This window comes from Streptomyces sp. NBC_01089 (assembly GCF_045162975.1).
In the GTDB taxonomy this organism is placed as follows: Bacteria; Actinomycetota; Actinomycetes; order Streptomycetales; family Streptomycetaceae; genus Streptomyces.
Window position 1 is genome coordinate 3,345,001 of the sequence record NZ_CP108660.1, and the last position, 15,734, is coordinate 3,360,734.

At 67.5% G+C, this 15,734-nt stretch carries 18 protein-coding genes; 2 read left to right on the forward strand and 16 right to left on the reverse strand.

What is annotated here, in order from left to right:
- Positions 1–88: 88 nt before the first annotated feature.
- The 11 genes from rpsQ to rpsJ are packed head-to-tail and all read right to left on the reverse strand — an operon-like array spanning position 89 to position 5,379.
- Positions 89–373, reverse strand: coding sequence for a 30S ribosomal protein S17 (gene rpsQ / locus OG510_RS14710; RefSeq protein WP_164264449.1), 285 nt, complete (start codon positions 371–373; stop codon positions 89–91).
- Positions 373–597: a 50S ribosomal protein L29 gene (gene rpmC / locus OG510_RS14715; RefSeq protein ID WP_028812369.1), complete on the reverse strand. Its 225-nt coding sequence runs from the start codon at positions 595–597 to the stop codon at positions 373–375. Before rpmC ends, rpsQ begins: the two co-directional genes overlap by 1 nt.
- Positions 597–1,016, reverse strand: coding sequence for a 50S ribosomal protein L16 (gene rplP, locus OG510_RS14720; protein WP_164264448.1), 420 nt, complete (start codon positions 1,014–1,016; stop codon positions 597–599). The genes rpmC and rplP overlap by 1 nt, the downstream gene beginning before the upstream one ends.
- Before the next feature lie 5 nt (positions 1,017–1,021).
- Complete coding sequence (rpsC, locus tag OG510_RS14725; RefSeq protein ID WP_406137249.1) at positions 1,022–1,870, reverse strand: 30S ribosomal protein S3; 849 nt, start codon at positions 1,868–1,870, stop codon at positions 1,022–1,024.
- Positions 1,870–2,217 (reverse strand): 50S ribosomal protein L22, encoded by a 348-nt coding sequence (rplV, locus tag OG510_RS14730; protein ID WP_006604878.1) that lies wholly within the window; start codon positions 2,215–2,217, stop codon positions 1,870–1,872. The genes rpsC and rplV overlap by 1 nt, the downstream gene beginning before the upstream one ends.
- Before the next feature lie 41 nt (positions 2,218–2,258).
- Complete coding sequence (gene rpsS / locus OG510_RS14735) at positions 2,259–2,540, reverse strand: 30S ribosomal protein S19 (RefSeq protein ID WP_164264446.1); 282 nt, start codon at positions 2,538–2,540, stop codon at positions 2,259–2,261.
- A 12-nt stretch (positions 2,541–2,552) separates the two neighbouring features.
- Positions 2,553–3,389: a 50S ribosomal protein L2 gene (gene rplB / locus OG510_RS14740; protein WP_164264445.1), complete on the reverse strand. Its 837-nt coding sequence runs from the start codon at positions 3,387–3,389 to the stop codon at positions 2,553–2,555.
- A 39-nt stretch (positions 3,390–3,428) separates the two neighbouring features.
- Positions 3,429–3,752: a 50S ribosomal protein L23 gene (gene rplW, locus OG510_RS14745; protein WP_164264444.1), complete on the reverse strand. Its 324-nt coding sequence runs from the start codon at positions 3,750–3,752 to the stop codon at positions 3,429–3,431.
- A complete protein-coding gene (gene rplD, locus OG510_RS14750) occupies positions 3,752–4,405 on the reverse strand; it encodes a 50S ribosomal protein L4 (RefSeq protein WP_164264443.1) in 654 nt (217 codons plus the stop codon). Before rplD ends, rplW begins: the two co-directional genes overlap by 1 nt.
- A gap of 7 nt (positions 4,406–4,412) precedes the next feature.
- Positions 4,413–5,057 carry a 50S ribosomal protein L3 gene (gene rplC, locus OG510_RS14755; protein WP_164264442.1) on the reverse strand — a complete coding sequence of 215 codons (645 nt, stop codon included), beginning with the start codon at positions 5,055–5,057 and terminating at the stop codon, positions 4,413–4,415.
- 13 nt (positions 5,058–5,070) lie between these two features.
- Positions 5,071–5,379 (reverse strand): 30S ribosomal protein S10, encoded by a 309-nt coding sequence (gene rpsJ / locus OG510_RS14760; RefSeq protein ID WP_003948644.1) that lies wholly within the window; start codon positions 5,377–5,379, stop codon positions 5,071–5,073.
- Between the two features lie 523 nt (positions 5,380–5,902).
- Between rpsJ and OG510_RS14765 the strand changes: the two genes are divergently transcribed.
- The gene (locus OG510_RS14765; protein ID WP_406137251.1) at positions 5,903–6,799 is read left to right on the forward strand and encodes a hypothetical protein; all 897 of its coding nucleotides are present in this window, start codon (positions 5,903–5,905) and stop codon (positions 6,797–6,799) included.
- Between the two features lie 97 nt (positions 6,800–6,896).
- Here OG510_RS14765 and gdhA read toward each other — a convergent pair whose 3' ends face one another.
- Positions 6,897–8,261, reverse strand: coding sequence for an NADP-specific glutamate dehydrogenase (gdhA, locus tag OG510_RS14770; RefSeq protein WP_406137253.1), 1,365 nt, complete (start codon positions 8,259–8,261; stop codon positions 6,897–6,899).
- A gap of 730 nt (positions 8,262–8,991) precedes the next feature.
- On the opposite strand from gdhA, the gene OG510_RS14775 reads away from it, so the two are divergent.
- Positions 8,992–11,064: a PIG-L family deacetylase gene (locus tag OG510_RS14775; protein WP_406142398.1), complete on the forward strand. Its 2,073-nt coding sequence runs from the start codon at positions 8,992–8,994 to the stop codon at positions 11,062–11,064.
- Positions 11,065–11,209: 145 nt separating this feature from the next.
- Here the strand turns inward: OG510_RS14775 and tuf are convergent, their stop codons facing one another.
- The 4 genes from tuf to rpsL all read right to left on the reverse strand — a co-directional run bounded on the left by tuf (position 11,210) and on the right by rpsL (position 15,573).
- A complete protein-coding gene (gene tuf, locus OG510_RS14780; protein ID WP_406137255.1) occupies positions 11,210–12,403 on the reverse strand; it encodes an elongation factor Tu in 1,194 nt (397 codons plus the stop codon).
- 157 nt (positions 12,404–12,560) lie between these two features.
- Positions 12,561–14,690 (reverse strand): elongation factor G, encoded by a 2,130-nt coding sequence (gene fusA / locus OG510_RS14785; protein WP_164264074.1) that lies wholly within the window; start codon positions 14,688–14,690, stop codon positions 12,561–12,563.
- Positions 14,691–14,728: 38 nt separating this feature from the next.
- Positions 14,729–15,199, reverse strand: a complete 471-nt coding sequence (gene rpsG, locus OG510_RS14790) for a 30S ribosomal protein S7 (RefSeq protein ID WP_164264073.1) — start codon at positions 15,197–15,199, stop codon at positions 14,729–14,731.
- A gap of 2 nt (positions 15,200–15,201) precedes the next feature.
- Entirely contained in the window at positions 15,202–15,573 is a 372-nt protein-coding gene (rpsL, locus tag OG510_RS14795; protein ID WP_003948652.1) for a 30S ribosomal protein S12, read from the reverse strand.
- Between the last annotated feature and the right edge of the window lie 161 nt (positions 15,574–15,734).

The following is a 15,734-nucleotide window of genomic DNA, read 5'->3' on the forward strand; positions in this document are numbered from 1 at the left end:
CGGTTCCCGGCGGGGGCCGTGTACGTCATGCACACGGAGCCCCCGCCGAGCCTGGCGGAACTGACCTGAGCGATGAGCTCAGGGATTCTTACTTGGCCTTCTCGAGGATCTCGACGATGCGCCAGCGCTTCGTCGCCGAGAGCGGCCGCGTCTCCATGATGACGACGCGGTCGCCGACACCGGCGGCGTTGGACTCGTCGTGCGCCTTGAGCTTGTTCGTACGGCGGATGACCTTGCCGTACAGCGCGTGCTTGACGCGGTCCTCGACAGCGACGACGACGGTCTTGTCCATCTTGTCGCTGACGACGAGACCCTCACGGGTCTTGCGGAAACCGCGCTGCTCAGTCGTCTCAGTCACATTCTTCTCGCTCATCAGGCGCTCTCCACCGTCTCGATGCCCAGCTCGCGCTCACGCATCAGGGTGTAGATCCGGGCGATGTCCTTACGGACGGACTTGAGCCGACCGTGGTTCTCGAGCTGTCCGGTCGCCGCCTGGAAGCGGAGGTTGAACAGCTCTTCCTTGGCCTCACGCAGCTTGGCGACGAGGTCCTCGTCGTTCAGCTCGCGCAGCTCGGTCGCCTTGGTACCGGCCGCCATCACGACTCACCTGCCTCGCGCCGCACGATGCGGCACTTCATCGGAAGCTTGTGGGCGGCGCGGGTCAGCGCCTCCTTAGCGACCTTCTCGTTCGGGTAGGACAGCTCGAACATCACCCGGCCGGGCTTGACGTTCGCGATCCACCACTCCGGGGAGCCCTTACCGGAACCCATGCGGGTCTCAGCGGGCTTCTTGGTGAGCGGACGGTCCGGGTAGATGTTGATCCAGACCTTGCCGCCACGCTTGATGTGGCGGGTCATCGCGATACGAGCAGCCTCGATCTGGCGGTTCGTCACGTACGCCGGCGTCAGAGCCTGGATGCCGTACTCACCGAATGCGACCTCAGTGCCACCCTTCGCCATACCACTGCGCTTGGGGTGGTGCTGCTTGCGGTGCTTGACCCTACGAGGGATCAGCATGTCGGTCAGGCCTCCGTTCCAGTGCTCTCAGCCGGAGCAGCCTCGGCCTTGGGAGCCTCGGCCTTGGGGGCCTCGGCTGCCGGCGCGGTCTGCTGCGGCTTGCGGCCGCGGCCGCCACGCTCGCCGCCACGGCCACCACGGCCGCCGGCTGCCGGACGGTCACTGCCGCCACCACGGGCCGGGCGGTTACCCGCACGGGCCGCGGCGTTCTCGGCACGGACCTCGGCGATGTTCTTGACATTGCCCTTGTAGATCCAGACCTTCACGCCGATACGGCCGAAGGTCGTCTTGGCCTCGAAGAAGCCGTAGTCCACGTTCGCGCGGAGCGTGTGCAGCGGCACACGGCCCTCGCGGTAGAACTCCGAACGGGACATCTCGGCGCCGCCGAGACGGCCACCGCACTGGATCTTGATGCCCTTGGCGCCGGCCTTCATCGTCGACTGCATGCTCTTACGCATGGCGCGACGGAAGGAGACACGCGAGGAGAGCTGCTCGGCGACGGCCTGGGCCACCAGCTGAGCGTCCACCTCGGGGTTCTTGACCTCGAGGATGTTGAGCTGGACCTGCTTGCCGGTCAGCTTCTCCAGCTCGCCGCGGATGCGGTCGGCCTCGGCGCCGCGGCGGCCGATGACGATGCCCGGACGAGCGGTGTGGATGTCGACGCGGACGCGGTCGCGGGTGCGCTCGATCTCAACCTTCGAGATGCCGGCGCGCTCCATGCCCTTCGTCATCATGCGACGAATGGCGACGTCTTCCTTGACGTAGTCCTTGTACAGCTTGTCGGCGTACCAACGGGACTTGAAGTCCGTGGTAATGCCGAGTCGGAACCCGTGCGGGTTAACCTTCTGGCCCATTACCGGGTTCCTTCCTTGCTGCTGACGACCACGGTGATGTGGCTGGTCCGCTTGCGGATCCGGTAGGCACGGCCCTGGGCGCGCGGACGGAACCGCTTCAGGGTCGGGCCCTCGTCGACGTACGCCTCGGAGATGACGAGGCTGCCGGCGTCGGTGTGGTCGTAATTGTGTGCAGCGTTGGCGATGGCGCTGTCAAGCACCTTGCCAACCGGCACGCTCGCGGCCTGCGGGGCGAAACGCAGGACCGCCTGAGCCTCCGTGGCATCCATGCCACGGATAAGGTCCACCACGCGGCGGGCCTTCATGGGCGTGACGCGGATGTACCGCGCCTGGGCCCTGGCTTCCATGGTTGTCCCTTCGGTGTCGTTCATAGTCTTCGCACCCCGCCTTAGCGGCGCTTCGACTTGCGGTCGTCCTTGACGTGGCCGCGGAAGGTGCGGGTCGGCGCAAACTCGCCGAGCTTGTGGCCGACCATCGACTCGGTGACGAACACCGGGACGTGGATCTTGCCGTTGTGCACCGCGATGGTGTGTCCCAGCATGTCCGGGATGATCATCGAGCGCCGGGACCAGGTCTTGATGACGTTCTTGGTGCCTGCTTCGTTCTGTACGTCCACCTTCTTGACAAGGTGTCCGTCGACGAAAGGCCCCTTCTTGAGACTGCGCGGCATCTAAACCCGCTCCTAGCGCTTCTTGTTCGTCTTGCGGCGGCGGACGATGTACTTGCTCGAAGCCTTCTTCGGCGAGCGAGTACGACCCTCCTTCTGACCCCACGGGCTGACCGGGTGGCGACCACCGGAGGTCTTGCCCTCACCACCACCGTGCGGGTGGTCGACCGGGTTCATCGCGACACCGCGGACGGACGGGCGGACGCCCTTCCAGCGCATACGGCCGGCCTTGCCCCAGTTGATGTTCGACTGCTCGGCATTGCCGACCTCGCCGATGGTGGCGCGGCAGCGGATGTCGACCAGGCGGACCTCGCCCGACGGCATACGAAGGTGCGCCATGGCGCCTTCCTTCGCGAGCAGCTGGACCGAAGCACCCGCGGAACGGGCGATCTTCGCTCCGCCACCGGGACGCATCTCGATGGCGTGGATGGTCGTACCGACCGGGATGTTGCGCAGCGGCAGGTTGTTGCCCGGCTTGATGTCGGCACCTGCGCCGTTCTCCACCCGGTCGCCCTGGCCCAGCTTGGCCGGGGCGAGGATGTAGCGCTTCTCGCCGTCCGCGTAGTGGAGCAGCGCGATGCGCGCGGTGCGGTTCGGGTCGTACTCGATGTGCGCGACCTTGGCCGGCACGCCGTCCTTGTCGTGACGACGGAAGTCGATCACGCGGAAGGCGCGCTTGTGTCCGCCACCCTGGTGGCGAACGGTGATCCGGCCGGTGTTGTTACGGCCGCCCTTGCTGTGCAGAGGGCGAACCAGCGACTTCTCCGGCGTGGACCGCGTGATCTCGACAAAGTCGGCGACGCTGGAGCCACGACGGCCCGGGGTCGTCGGCTTGTACTTGCGGATACCCATTTCTCAGTCCTCGTCCGATTCCGGACGACTCGGACTCCGTTAGGAGACCGGGCCGCCGAAGATGTCGATACGGTCGCCCTCGGCAAGGGTCACAATGGCGCGCTTGGTGTCAGCGCGCTTTCCGAACCCGGTGCGGGTGCGCTTGCGCTTGCCCTGGCGGTTGATCGTGTTGACTCCGGTGACCTTGACCGAGAAGACCGCTTCCACGGCCTGCTTGATCTGGGTCTTGTTGGAGCCCGGCGCGACGATGAACGTGTACTTGTTCTCGTCGAGCAGCGCGTAGCTCTTCTCGGAAACAACCGGCTTGACGAGGACGTCGCGCGGGTCCGTGAAGGTCTTGCTGGTAACGGTCGTCTCAGCCATCAGACGTCGCTCCCTTCGGTCTCAGTGGTGGCCTTGGGGCCAGACACGAAGGACTCGAAGGCGGCCTTGGTGAAGACCACGTCATCGGATACGAGCACGTCGTACGTGTTCAGCTGGCCCGGCTCCAGGAGGTGCACCTGGGGCAGGTTGCGGGCGGACAGCCACGCGGCCTCGTCCGAGCGCTCGGCGACCAGGAGCACGTGCTTGCGCTCGCTGACCTTGCCCAGCAGGGACTTCGCGGCCTTCGTGGAGGCAGCGCCCTCGACCACGCCGGAGACGACGTGGACGCGAGCGTTCTGCGCCCGGTCGGTGAGGGCACCGCGCAGGGCGGCGACCTTCATCTTCTTCGGGGTGCGCTGCGAGTAGTCACGCGGCTGCGGGCCGTGGACGACGCCACCGCCGGCGAACTGCGGCGCACGGGTCGAACCCTGGCGCGCGCGGCCGGTGCCCTTCTGGCGGTAAGGCTTCTTACCGCCACCGCGGACTTCGCCGCGACGCTTGGTCTTGTGCGTGCCCTGACGGGCCGCGGCCAGCTGTGCGACAACGACCTGGTGGATCAGCGGAATGCTGATCTTGGCGTCGAAGATCTCCGAGGGGAGTTCGACGGTCCCGGCCTTGTCGCCTGCCGGCGAAAGGATGTCAATGGTGCTCATCGGTTCCTCAAGCCCCCTTGGCCGCGGTACGGACCAGGACGAGGCCGCCGTTCGGACCGGGGACCGCGCCCTTGATGAGCAGCAGACCCTTCTCCGCGTCAACGGCGTGGACGGTCAGGTTCTGGGTGGTGACCCGCTCGTTGCCCATGCGGCCCGCCATGCGCATGCCCTTGAAGACACGGCCCGGGGTGGCACAGCCACCGATGGAGCCAGGCTTACGGTGCACGCGGTGGGCACCGTGGGAAGCCTTGCCACCCTTGAAGTTGTGGCGCTTCATGACACCGGCGAAGCCCTTGCCCTTGCTCTTGCCCGTGACATCGACCTTGATGCCGGACTCGAACACCTGGGCGGTGATCTCCTGGCCCAGCGTGTACTCGCTGGCGTCAGGGGTGCGGAGCTCCACCAGGTGGCGGCGCGGAGTCACGTCGGCCTTGGCGAAGTGACCCTTGAGGGGCTTGTTCACCTTGCGAGGGTCGATCTCGCCGAAGGCGATCTGGACCGACTCGTAGCCGTCGCTGTCATTCGTACGGACCTGCGTCACGACGCACGGCCCGGCCTTGACGACGGTCACCGGGACAACCCGGTTGTTCTCGTCCCAGACCTGGGTCATGCCGAGCTTCTCGCCCAGGACGCCCTTGATGTTCTTAGTCATCTCGCGCGTCACCTCAGAGCTTGATCTCGATGTCGACGCCCGCCGGCAGGTCGAGACGCATCAGCGAGTCAACCGTCTTCGGCGTGGGGTCGAGAATGTCGATGAGGCGCTTGTGCGTGCGCATCTCGAAGTGCTCGCGCGAGTCCTTGTACTTGTGCGGCGACTTGATGACGCAGTACACGTTCTTCTCAGTGGGCAGCGGCACCGGGCCTGCGACCGACGCACCAGTTCGCGTCACCGTCTCGACGATCTTCTTTGCCGAAGAGTCGATGACCTCGTGGTCGTAGGCCTTGAGCCGGATGCGGATCTTCTGTCCCGCCATGGCTACTCAGTAGTCCTGTCTCTCGTAACGCTCTGGGACCCGGCGGGTCCTGCATCCGCCTCCGACCCACGCGGTCGGGCGTGTCGCATTCCCTCTGTGAAGATCTCCCGAAGGATTTCCCAACCAAGGGGTGCGGGCCAGTGACCGCGAGCCGGGGGACGAACACCCACCGGGCGCCTGGTCGGCACCCCGCTGACGCTTCCCGGAAGATTCCCGTACGTCCGCCTCAGCGCCGCCTTACGGCAGTTGGGGCGACGAGTACTGTGGGACTTGCTTCCAGTCCTCCCGACGGGAGGCGCGCAGCATCGGCACTCAACCGAGCAACCCCGATAGTCTGCCATACGGGTCACCACGGACGCCAATCGCGGCCGGAGACTGTACCCCAGCCCTCCCACGGCCGAACGAGGGCCACCGGGTGGGGCGGGCGGGGCGGTCCGGGGGGGGGTTGCCCCACATCACCTCAATGAGTGAACGAGTCCGGTTTGACATATGCCAGGGGCAGGTTCGTCCTAGCGTCCCGCATATGGTCAATTCATCGCACGAGGCGATGCACCGCATCTTCCAGGAGGACCCGGGAATCTTCACCCGGACCTTCGGTGCACTGGGCATCCCGTTCCCCGACGCCGTAGCCGTCTCCCAGCTGCCCACCGATCTCACCGAGACGAAGCCACTGGAGCGCCGCCTCGACACGCTGTTGCGGGTGGACACGGCCGGAGGCGGCGGCTACCTGCTGGCTGTCGAGGCTCAAGGCAGGAAAGACCCGGCCAAACACAGCAGTTGGGCGTACTACCTGGCCCATCTGCACGCCAAGTACGGCCTGGGTCCGGTCCTGCTGGTGGTCTGCCAGGACGAGTCCACCGCACGGTGGGCGACCGGACCGATCCGTATCGGCCCGCCGGAATGGCCGTCCCTCACCGTGCGGCCCCTGGTGCTGGGTCCTCACAACGTCCCGGCCGTGACCGATGCGTCGGTCGCGGCCCGTGATGTCCCGCTCGCCGTGTTCTCGGCGATCACACACGGTAAGAAGCCGTACGCGGCTGCCATACTGAAGGCGCTGGCACCCGCGCTCAAGACCGTCGACCCGGACACCGCGACGATTCTCGCCGAACTCACCGAACTCGGCCTGGGCAACAACCCGGCCGCCGCGATCTGGAGGAACCTCATGGCTGCCGACCTCTCCTTCTTCCGCTCGGAGACCTCCCAGCGTCTGCGGGCGGAAGGCCGCGCAGAAGGGGAAGCCAGGGGCGAAGCCCAGGGCGAAGCGAAATCCGTCCTCAGGATCCTGGACCGGCGGGGCATCGAGACCGATCAGGCGGTGATCGACCGGATCACCACATGCGCCGACCCTGACACCCTCCTGAACTGGCTCGACCGGGCTCTCACCGCCACCACCGCGGACGACCTCTTCACCGAGGACTGATCGCCCCGCTCTCAGCTACGCCTCACGCGAACTGGCCCCGCTCCACCCGGAGCGGGGCCAGTCCTCTGGTTTCAGCGGGTCTCTAGATAACGGGTCTCTAGATGACGCCCTGGGCCAGCATGGCGTCCGCGACGCGTTCGAAGCCGGCGATGTTGGCGCCGGTCACGTAGTTGCCGGGGGCGCCGTAGCGCTCGGCGGTCTCGTAGCAGGTGTGGTGGATGTCGCGCATGATCTGCAGGAGTTCGTCCTCGACGCGCCCGGGTGTCCAGGTGTCGCGGGCCGCGTTCTGCTGCATCTCCAGGGCGCTGACCGCGACTCCGCCCGCGTTGGCCGCCTTGCCGGGACCGAAGGCGACCCCCGCTTCGTGGAGGACGTCGACGGCCTCCAGGGTGGCGGGCATGTTGGCGCCCTCGGACACGGCCTTGACGCCGTTGCGTACGAGGGTCGCCGCCGCGTCGGCGTCGAGTTCGTTCTGGGTGGCCGAGGGCAGGGCGATGTCGGCGGGGACGTCCCAGACGCTGCCGCCGCTGATGTAGCGGGCGGAGGCGCCGCGGCGCTCCGCGTACTCGCTGATGCGCAGGCGCTCGACCTCCTTGACCTGCTTGAGGAGCTCGACGTCGATGCCCTTGTCGTCGATGACGTAGCCACCGGAGTCCGAGCAGGTCAGGGCGTTGGCCCCGAGTGCCTTGAGCTTCTCGATCGTGTAGATCGCGACGTTGCCCGAGCCGGAGACCACGGCGGTCTGGCCCTGTACGTCCTCGCCGCGGCGGCGCAGCATCTCGGCGGCGAAGTAGACGTTCCCGTACCCGGTCGCCTCGGGGCGGATCGCCGAGCCGCCCCAGGAGGGGCCCTTGCCGGTGAGGACGCCGGACTCCCAGCGGTTGGTGATGCGGCGGTACTGGCCGAAGAGATAGCCGATCTCCCGGCCGCCGACGCCGATGTCGCCGGCGGGCACGTCGGTGTGCGCGCCGATGTGGCGGTGCAGTTCCGTCATGAAGGACTGGCAGAAGCGCATGACCTCGGAGTCGGAGCGGCCGTGCGGGTCGAAGTCGCTGCCGCCCTTGCCGCCGCCGATGCCGAGACCGGTCAGCGCGTTCTTGAAGACCTGCTCGAAGCCCAGGAACTTCACGATGCCCAGGTTCACCGACGAGTGGAAGCGCAGGCCGCCCTTGTAGGGGCCGAGGGCGCTGTTGAACTCGACCCGGAAGCCGCGGTTGACGTGGACGCGCCCCCGGTCGTCCTGCCAGGGCACGCGGAAGATGATCTGCCGCTCGGGTTCGCAGAGACGCTCCACCAGGCTTGCCTGCGCGTAGTCCTCACGCACGGCCAGCACCGGCGCCAGGCTCTCCAGTACTTCGTGAACTGCCTGGTGGAACTCCGGCTGGGCCGGGTTGCGGTGCTCGATCTCGGCGCGCAGCGCAGCGAGCTTGTCCTTCGAAGAACTCGTGGTTGGCGGTGTCACAGGTGTCCCTTCAGGTCGGGCGCAGTCGGCGGCCGCCCGTGTGCGGCGGGCGGCCGTCGGCCCCAGTGTCTCCCCTCGACAATCGCCCCGACGAGAACGCCTGTGCCATTCCGTCCGGTTATTGAGACGCCGGGCGTGCGGGCCGGGGCGGGCCGAGGGCGATGACGAAAGGTATGTCCGATCCATTTCCCGCAGATCCGTTTGCTCAGTCGTCGAGTCCGTCGGGTTGTTCGGCCGCCGGCTTGCTCGGCCGTCGAGTTGCTCAGCCGCCGACTTGCTCAGCCGTCGGGCGAGTGAACATGCCCACCCGCCCTCACCTCCCGTAACGGCTTCCGGCCCCGGAGGCAACCTCCGGTCGGAGAACCCCGTCAAGCAGTCCGGGAGAGCACGGGAGGGCCCGTGCAGGGGAACGGACGGAGCGCCTGACATGGGGATGTCGCAGAGGTGGAGAGCGCGGGGGCCGGTACCGAGCGGGCGGATACCTGGCGGGCGGATTCCGAGCGGGCCGGTACAGAGCGGAGCGATACCCCAGGGGCCGATACCCGAGGGGTCCGGCCCCGTGTACCAGGGGCCCGGTCCCGTGCCCGCAGGGTCCGGCCCCGTGCCCGCAGAGTCCAGCCCCTCCCGTCGGTTCGTGCTCGCCGGGCTGGGTACGGCAGCCGCGTCCGCCGCGCTCAGCGCCTGCTCCGTACCCGCGTCGCCGCGTCGCACCACCAGTGCCGCCGACCCGATGCCGGGCAAGGCGATCTCCATAGCCAGGCACGACCGGCTCATGCAGATACTGGCCCATCCCGACGACGACATGTACTTCATGAACCCGGACACCCAGCGGATGCTGGACTCCGGTACGCCCCTGGTCTGTGTGTACGTCACCGCGGGTGAGGCCACCGGGATCAACGTCATCGCAGGTCAGCCCCGCCCCGTCCCCGACAAGCCCGCCTATTCGTCGGCCCGCCACCAGGGGCTCCGCCAGGCGTACGCGGTGCAGCTGGGCCTGCCGCCGTTCACGCAGTGGCGGAAGGACGTCGTCACTCTGCGCGGCGGCCGCCGTGCCGAGGTCAACACCCTGGTGCGGGGCACCCGCCGGGTCGAGCTGGTCTTTCTGAACACGGCCATGCACACCTCCCACGGGCGGCTGGGCCTGCCGTCCCTCTGGACCGACCGTGGGCTCAGCCTGCGGACCGTGGTGGCCGAGGGTTCCCCGCTCCAGGAGACGGACGCGTACACGTACGACCAGCTGGTCGACGTGCTCACCGGCCTGATGGCGCAGTACCGCCCGACCGTGATCCACACCCTCGACCCCGACCCGGACATCCAGCACAGTCCGAACGCGGTCCGCCGCAAGGACAGCGAGCAGGTCGGCTACTCCGACCACGCGGACCACACCGCCACCGCGTCATTCAGCTGGGCGGCGATGATCCGCTGGGTCGCGGAGGCGACACAGGGCAAGGGCGAGGTGCCGGCCTTCGTCGCCACCGCCTACCGGGGCTACTACAACCGCCACTGGCCGAAGAACCTGTCGCCGAAGGTGCTCGCCCAGAAGGCCGCGAACCTGCTCCCGTACGGCGGCAACGAAGCCTGGAACTGCGGGAATCCGGGCGGCTGCGGCGACTACAACGTGGGAATCGGCCGGCCGCTGACCAACAAGAAGGGCTGGGTCCGCTCCACCCACTACCGCTATCCGGGCCCGCGCCCCGTGCTGGCCGCCGGGCAGGACGGGCGCCTCGTCGGGTACGGGGTGCTCGGCCTGCGCGCGGTGCGCTGGCGCGAGACGGCGCCGGGCAGCGGGCAGTGGGGGCCGCCGCGCGACCTGGGCGGCGGGCCGCTGGCCCCCACGCTCGGCGCGGCCGCGCTCGAGGACGGCCGGCAGCTGCTGTTCGGGCTGCGGTTCTCCTCGATCGCCGGGCACGGTTCGACCAATACGCGCGAGATAGTGCTGCTCCAACAGCGCACGCCCGGCGGGCAGTTCGCGGCGTGGACAGGGCTCGGCAACCCGGAGAGCGACCCGGACCGCGGCCGCCGCGTCGGCGTGCCCGTCGCGGCCACGGACCGCGCGGGGCAGGTGCACCTCTTCGTACGCAACGCGGCCCAGGGCATCAGCACCCGGGTCCGCTCCACCGCGGGCGGCTGGTCCCCCTGGCGGGACCTGGGCGGCGGCCAGATCCAGGACGGCCTCTCCGCCGCGGTCGACTCGTCGGGCCGCGTCCATGTCTTCGCCTCGGGCCGGGACACCGTGCACCACTGGGCCCAGACCGAGGCGGGCGGGCCGTTGGCGCTGCACCCGGACCCGCTTCTGCCGCTGCCGGGGGACGTCCCCGCAGCGGTCGCAGCGGCGGACGGCGGCGTGGACGTGTACTACCGCAGGCCCGCGACGGCCGCGACGACCCATGTGCACCTGGGCGGCACCGACGCCGGCACCGGATCCCGTACCGGCGCCGGATCCGGTGGCCGCTCCCCCGCCCGGCCCGCGGGGCCCGTCCTGCTCGGCCAGGACGACCGGGGCCGCGTCCAGCTCCTGCTGAACGGGAAGGTGCTGCGGCGTACCGACGGCGTCGTACCGCTCGCGGGAGCCGCCCTGCTGACCGAGAGCGCCGGCACCACGAAGACACCCGGCACCACCGGGACCCCAGGAACGGCCGGCACCACCGGCACCACAGGAACAGCCGGCACCACCGGCACCACAGGAACAGCCGGCACCACCCGCACCACCACCCGCACCACCGGGGACTCCCCCGGCCCCACCGTGGCCGGCCTCGGCCCCGGAGCGCTCCCCTGGCTGTGGCGCCCGGTCCGGGACGTATAGCTTCCGGGACGTATGACCGCACCCGGCGCAGGCGCCGGAACGCGCGACACAGAAGGGCCCCCGGTCCGCCGACGAACGGCGGGCCGGGGGCCCTCTGCTGTTACCAGGTGCTCTGTGTGAGCGACCAGGTCAGACCGTCAAGTGATTACTTGAGGATCTTGGTGACCTGGCCGGCGCCCACGGTCCGGCCACCCTCACGGATGGCGAACTTCAGGCCCTCTTCCATGGCGACGGGCTGGATCAGCGACACGGTCATGAGGGTGTTGTCCCCCGGCATGACCATCTCGGTGCCCTCGGGAAGGGTCACAACGCCCGTTACGTCCGTGGTACGGAAGTAGAACTGCGGGCGGTAGTTGTTGAAGAAGGGGGTGTGACGGCCACCCTCGTCCTTCGACAGGATGTACGCCTGGCCCTCGAACTCGGTGTGCGGCGTGACCGAACCGGGCTTGATGATGACCTGGCCGCGCTCGACGTCCTCGCGCTTGATGCCACGGAGGAGCAGACCGACGTTCTCACCGGCCTGGCCCTCGTCGAGCAGCTTGCGGAACATCTCGATGCCGGTGACCGTGGTGGTGGTCTTCTCCTGCTTGATGCCCACGATGTCAACGGTCTCGTTGACCTTGAGGACACCACGCTCGATACGACCGGTGACGACGGTGCCACGACCGGTGATCGTGAAGACGTCCTCGATCGGCATCAGGAACGGCTTCTCGACGTCACGCTCGGGCTGCGGGATCGACTCGTCGACGGCCTTCATCAGGTCGAGGACGGTGTTGCCCCACTCCTTGTCGCCCTCGAGCGCCTTGAGCGCCGAGACCTTGACGACCGGAAGGTCGTCGCCCGGGAACTCGTACTCGGAGAGGAGCTCACGGACCTCGAGCTCGACGAGCTCGAGGATCTCCTCGTCGTCCACCATGTCGGCCTTGTTCAGCGCGACAACGATGTACGGAACGCCAACCTGGCGGGCCAGGAGCACGTGCTCCTTGGTCTGCGGCATCGGGCCGTCGGTGGCCGCGACCACGAGGATGGCGCCGTCCATCTGCGCCGCACCCGTGATCATGTTCTTGATGTAGTCGGCGTGACCCGGGCAGTCGACGTGCGCGTAGTGACGCTGCTCCGTCTGGTACTCGACGTGCGCGATCGAGATCGTGATACCGCGCTGGCGCTCCTCGGGAGCCTTGTCGATCTGGTCGAAGGCCGAGGCCTCGTTCAGGTCCGGGTACGCGTCATGCAGCACCTTGGTAATGGCGGCCGTGAGGGTCGTCTTACCGTGGTCAATGTGACCGATGGTGCCGATGTTGACGTGCGGCTTAGTCCGCTCGAACTTCGCCTTCGCCACTGGGTCCTCCTGGAGTGGTTCTGTACGCCTTGCTTCATCGGCGCCAGGTGATCTTTGCTGGGATGCCGGGGCCCGGGGCACCCGTCGCATTGCTTGCGCTCTGCGTCGAATGCCCCAGTGGCTCCGGTGATAAGCCTAAAGCGTGGACTCGGAAGAGTTACTCGCCCTTGGCCTTCGCGATGATCTCCTCGGCGACGTTCCGCGGAACCTCGGCGTAGGAGTCGAACTGCATCGAGTAGCTTGCGCGACCCGAGGTCTTGCTGCGGAGGTCTCCGACGTAGCCGAACATCTCCGAGAGGGGCACGAGGCCCTTCACGACGCGAGCGCCGCTGCGCTCCTCCATGGCCTGGATCTGGCCACGGCGGGAGTTGAGGTCGCCGATGACATCGCCCATGTAGTCCTCGGGCGTGGTGACCTCGACGGCCATCATCGGCTCGAGGAGCACGGGGGACGCCTTGCGGGCACCCTCCTTGAACGCCTGCGAACCGGCGATCTTGAAGGCGAGCTCCGAGGAGTCCACCTCGTGGTAGCCACCGTCGAGAAGGGTGATGCGGACACCCACCATCTCGTAACCGGCGAGGATGCCGAACTTCATGGCTTCCTGCGCGCCCGCGTCCACCGAGGGGATGTACTCACGGGGGATGCGGCCACCGGTGACCTTGTTCACGAATTCGTAGCTCGCGTCGCCGCCCTCGATGGGCTCCATCGCGATCTGCACCTTCGCGAACTGGCCGGTACCACCAGTCTGCTTCTTGTGCGTGTAGTCGATACGGTCGACGGTCTTGCGGATCGTCTCGCGGTACGCGACCTGGGGCTTGCCGACGTTCGCCTCGACGCGGAACTCGCGCTTCATGCGGTCGACGAGCACCTCGAGGTGAAGCTCGCCCATACCACCGATGATGGTCTGGCCGGTCTCCTCCTCGGAGTGGACCTGGAAGGAGGGGTCCTCCTCCGAGAGCCGCTGGATGGCGACGCCCAGCTTCTCCTGGTCACCCTTGGACTTGGGCTCGATGGCGACCTCGATGACCGGCGCCGGGAAGTCCATGGACTCCAGGATCACCGGCTGCTTGTCGTCGCAGAGCGTCTCACCGGTCGTGGTCTGCTTCAGCCCCATGACGGCGATGATGTCGCCCGCGCCCACCGACGCGATCTCCTCACGCTTGTTCGCGTGCATGCGGTAGATCTTGCCGATGCGCTCCTTCTTGCCCTTGACCGAGTTCAGCACCGCGGTGCCGGCCTCGAGGCGGCCCGAATAAATCCGGACGAAGGTGAGCTTGCCGAGGTGCGGGTCGCTCGCGATCTTGAACGCAAGACCGGAGAACGGCTCGTCGTCGGACGGCTGGCGCTTGACGACGGTCTCGGGGTCCTTGACGTCGTGGCCCTCGATGGCCTCGACGTCCAGGGGGGACGGCAGGTAGCGGACGACCGCGTCGAGCAGGGGCTGAACGCCCTTGTTCTTGAAGGCCGTACCGCAGAAGACGGGAGTGACGGTGACGGAGTCCGCGGAGCCCTTGGAAGCAAGGGTGATCCGGCGGATGGCCGCGTACAGCTGCTCCTCGGTGGGCTCCTGGCCCTCCAGGTACAGCTCCATCATCTCGTCGTCGTTCTCCGAGACGGCTTCGAGCAGCTTGCCGCGCCACTCGTCGGCCGCCTCGATGTGCGTCTCCGGGATGTCGACGGTGTCGTACATCTCGCCCTTGGACGCCTCGGCGGACCAGACGAACGCCTTCATGGTGACGAGGTCGACGACACCCTTGAAGTCGGCCTCGGCGCCGATCGGGAGCTGCATGACCAGCGGCACCGCACCGAGGCGGTCGACGATCATGTCGACGCAGCGGTGGAACTCGGCACCGGTACGGTCCAGCTTGTTGACGAAGCAGATACGCGGCACGCCGTAGCGGTCCGCCTGACGCCAGACGGTCTCGGACTGCGGCTCGACGCCCGCGACACCGTCGAACACGGTGACAGCGCCGTCGAGGACGCGGAGCGAACGCTCCACCTCGACGGTGAAGTCGACGTGACCCGGGGTGTCGATGATGTTGATCGTGTGATCGACATCGTTGAGCGGCCAGTGGCAGGTCGTCGCGGCCGACGTGATCGTGATGCCGCGCTCCTGCTCCTGCTCCATCCAGTCCATCGTGGCTGCGCCGTCGTGGACTTCACCGATCTTGTAGCTCACACCGGTGTAGAAGAGGATCCGCTCAGTGGTGGTCGTCTTGCCCGCGTCGATGTGGGCCATGATCCCAATGTTGCGGACCTTGGCCAGGTCAAGCGAAGTGGTGGCCATAAGGCTCAATCTTCTCTCGGTCTCGATGTGGGTAGCGACTACCAGCGGTAGTGCGCGAAGGCCTTGTTGGACTCGGCCATCTTGTGGGTGTCCTCACGCTTCTTGACGGCAGCGCCAAGACCGTTCGAGGCGTCGAGCAGCTCGTTGGTGAGCCGCTCGGTCATCGTCTTCTCGCGACGGGCGCGGGAGTAGCCGACGACCCAGCGCAGCGCGAGGGTGGCGGCGCGACCGGGCTTGACCTCGATCGGCACCTGGTAGGTGGCGCCACCGACACGGCGGGACTTGACCTCGAGAGACGGCTTGACGTTCTCAAGAGCGCGCTTCAGCGTGATGACCGGGTCGGCGCCGGTCTTCTCGCGAAGGCCCTCCATGGCGCCGTACACGATCCGCTCGGCGGTGGAACGCTTGCCGTTCAGCAGGATCTTGTTGATCAGCGAGGTGACAAGAGGAGAACCATAGACCGGGTCAATGATGACCGGGCGCTTCGGGGCGGGGCCCTTACGAGGCATTCTTACTTCTCCTTCTTGGCGCCGTAGCGGCTGCGGGCCTGCTTGCGGTTCTTGACACCCTGGGTGTCGAGCGAACCGCGGATGATCTTGTAGCGAACACCGGGCAGGTCCTTCACACGGCCACCACGCACGAGCACGATGGAGTGCTCCTGCAGGTTGTGTCCCTCACCCGGGATGTAGGCCGTGACCTCAATGCCGGAGGTCAGACGAACACGCGCGACCTTGCGGAGCGCCGAGTTGGGCTTCTTCGGGGTGGTCGTGAAGACACGGGTGCAGACACCACGACGCTGGGGCGAGCCCTCGAGCGCGGGAGTCTTGTTCTTCTCGACCTTGTCCTGCCGGCCCTTCCGGACCAGCTGCTGGATCGTAGGCACTACTTCTCCGGTTTCTGTGTGCCGTGTAGAACTAACCTGGAACCACTCCGACCCACGCGGTCGGGTGTGTCGAATACTGCAGACCCCCGCCGAAGTGGCGGGAAGGGCACAGATTGCGGTGGTCACTTACAGCTCGTCATGCGGTTGAAGACACGCACAGG

Bases quoted from the DNA above. Each gene is read 5' to 3' on its own strand.
- rpsQ (WP_164264449.1), bottom strand. From the start codon at position 373: ATGAGCGAGAAGAATGTGACTGAGACGACTGAGCAGCGCGGTTTCCGC.
- rpmC (WP_028812369.1), bottom strand. From the start codon at position 597: ATGGCGGCCGGTACCAAGGCGACCGAGCTGCGCGAGCTGAACGACGAG.
- rplP (WP_164264448.1), bottom strand. From the start codon at position 1,016: ATGCTGATCCCTCGTAGGGTCAAGCACCGCAAGCAGCACCACCCCAAG.
- rpsC (WP_406137249.1), bottom strand. From the start codon at position 1,870: ATGGGCCAGAAGGTTAACCCGCACGGGTTCCGACTCGGCATTACCACG.
- rplV (WP_006604878.1), bottom strand. From the start codon at position 2,217: ATGGAAGCCAGGGCCCAGGCGCGGTACATCCGCGTCACGCCCATGAAG.
- rpsS (WP_164264446.1), bottom strand. From the start codon at position 2,540: ATGCCGCGCAGTCTCAAGAAGGGGCCTTTCGTCGACGGACACCTTGTC.
- rplB (WP_164264445.1), bottom strand. From the start codon at position 3,389: ATGGGTATCCGCAAGTACAAGCCGACGACCCCGGGCCGTCGTGGCTCC.
- rplW (WP_164264444.1), bottom strand. From the start codon at position 3,752: ATGGCTGAGACGACCGTTACCAGCAAGACCTTCACGGACCCGCGCGAC.
- rplD (WP_164264443.1), bottom strand. From the start codon at position 4,405: ATGAGCACCATTGACATCCTTTCGCCGGCAGGCGACAAGGCCGGGACC.
- rplC (WP_164264442.1), bottom strand. From the start codon at position 5,057: ATGACTAAGAACATCAAGGGCGTCCTGGGCGAGAAGCTCGGCATGACC.
- rpsJ (WP_003948644.1), bottom strand. From the start codon at position 5,379: ATGGCGGGACAGAAGATCCGCATCCGGCTCAAGGCCTACGACCACGAG.
- OG510_RS14765 (WP_406137251.1), top strand. From the start codon at position 5,903: ATGGTCAATTCATCGCACGAGGCGATGCACCGCATCTTCCAGGAGGAC.
- OG510_RS14775 (WP_406142398.1), top strand. From the start codon at position 8,992: ATGCCGGGCAAGGCGATCTCCATAGCCAGGCACGACCGGCTCATGCAG.
- fusA (WP_164264074.1), bottom strand. From the start codon at position 14,690: ATGGCCACCACTTCGCTTGACCTGGCCAAGGTCCGCAACATTGGGATC.
- rpsG (WP_164264073.1), bottom strand. From the start codon at position 15,199: ATGCCTCGTAAGGGCCCCGCCCCGAAGCGCCCGGTCATCATTGACCCG.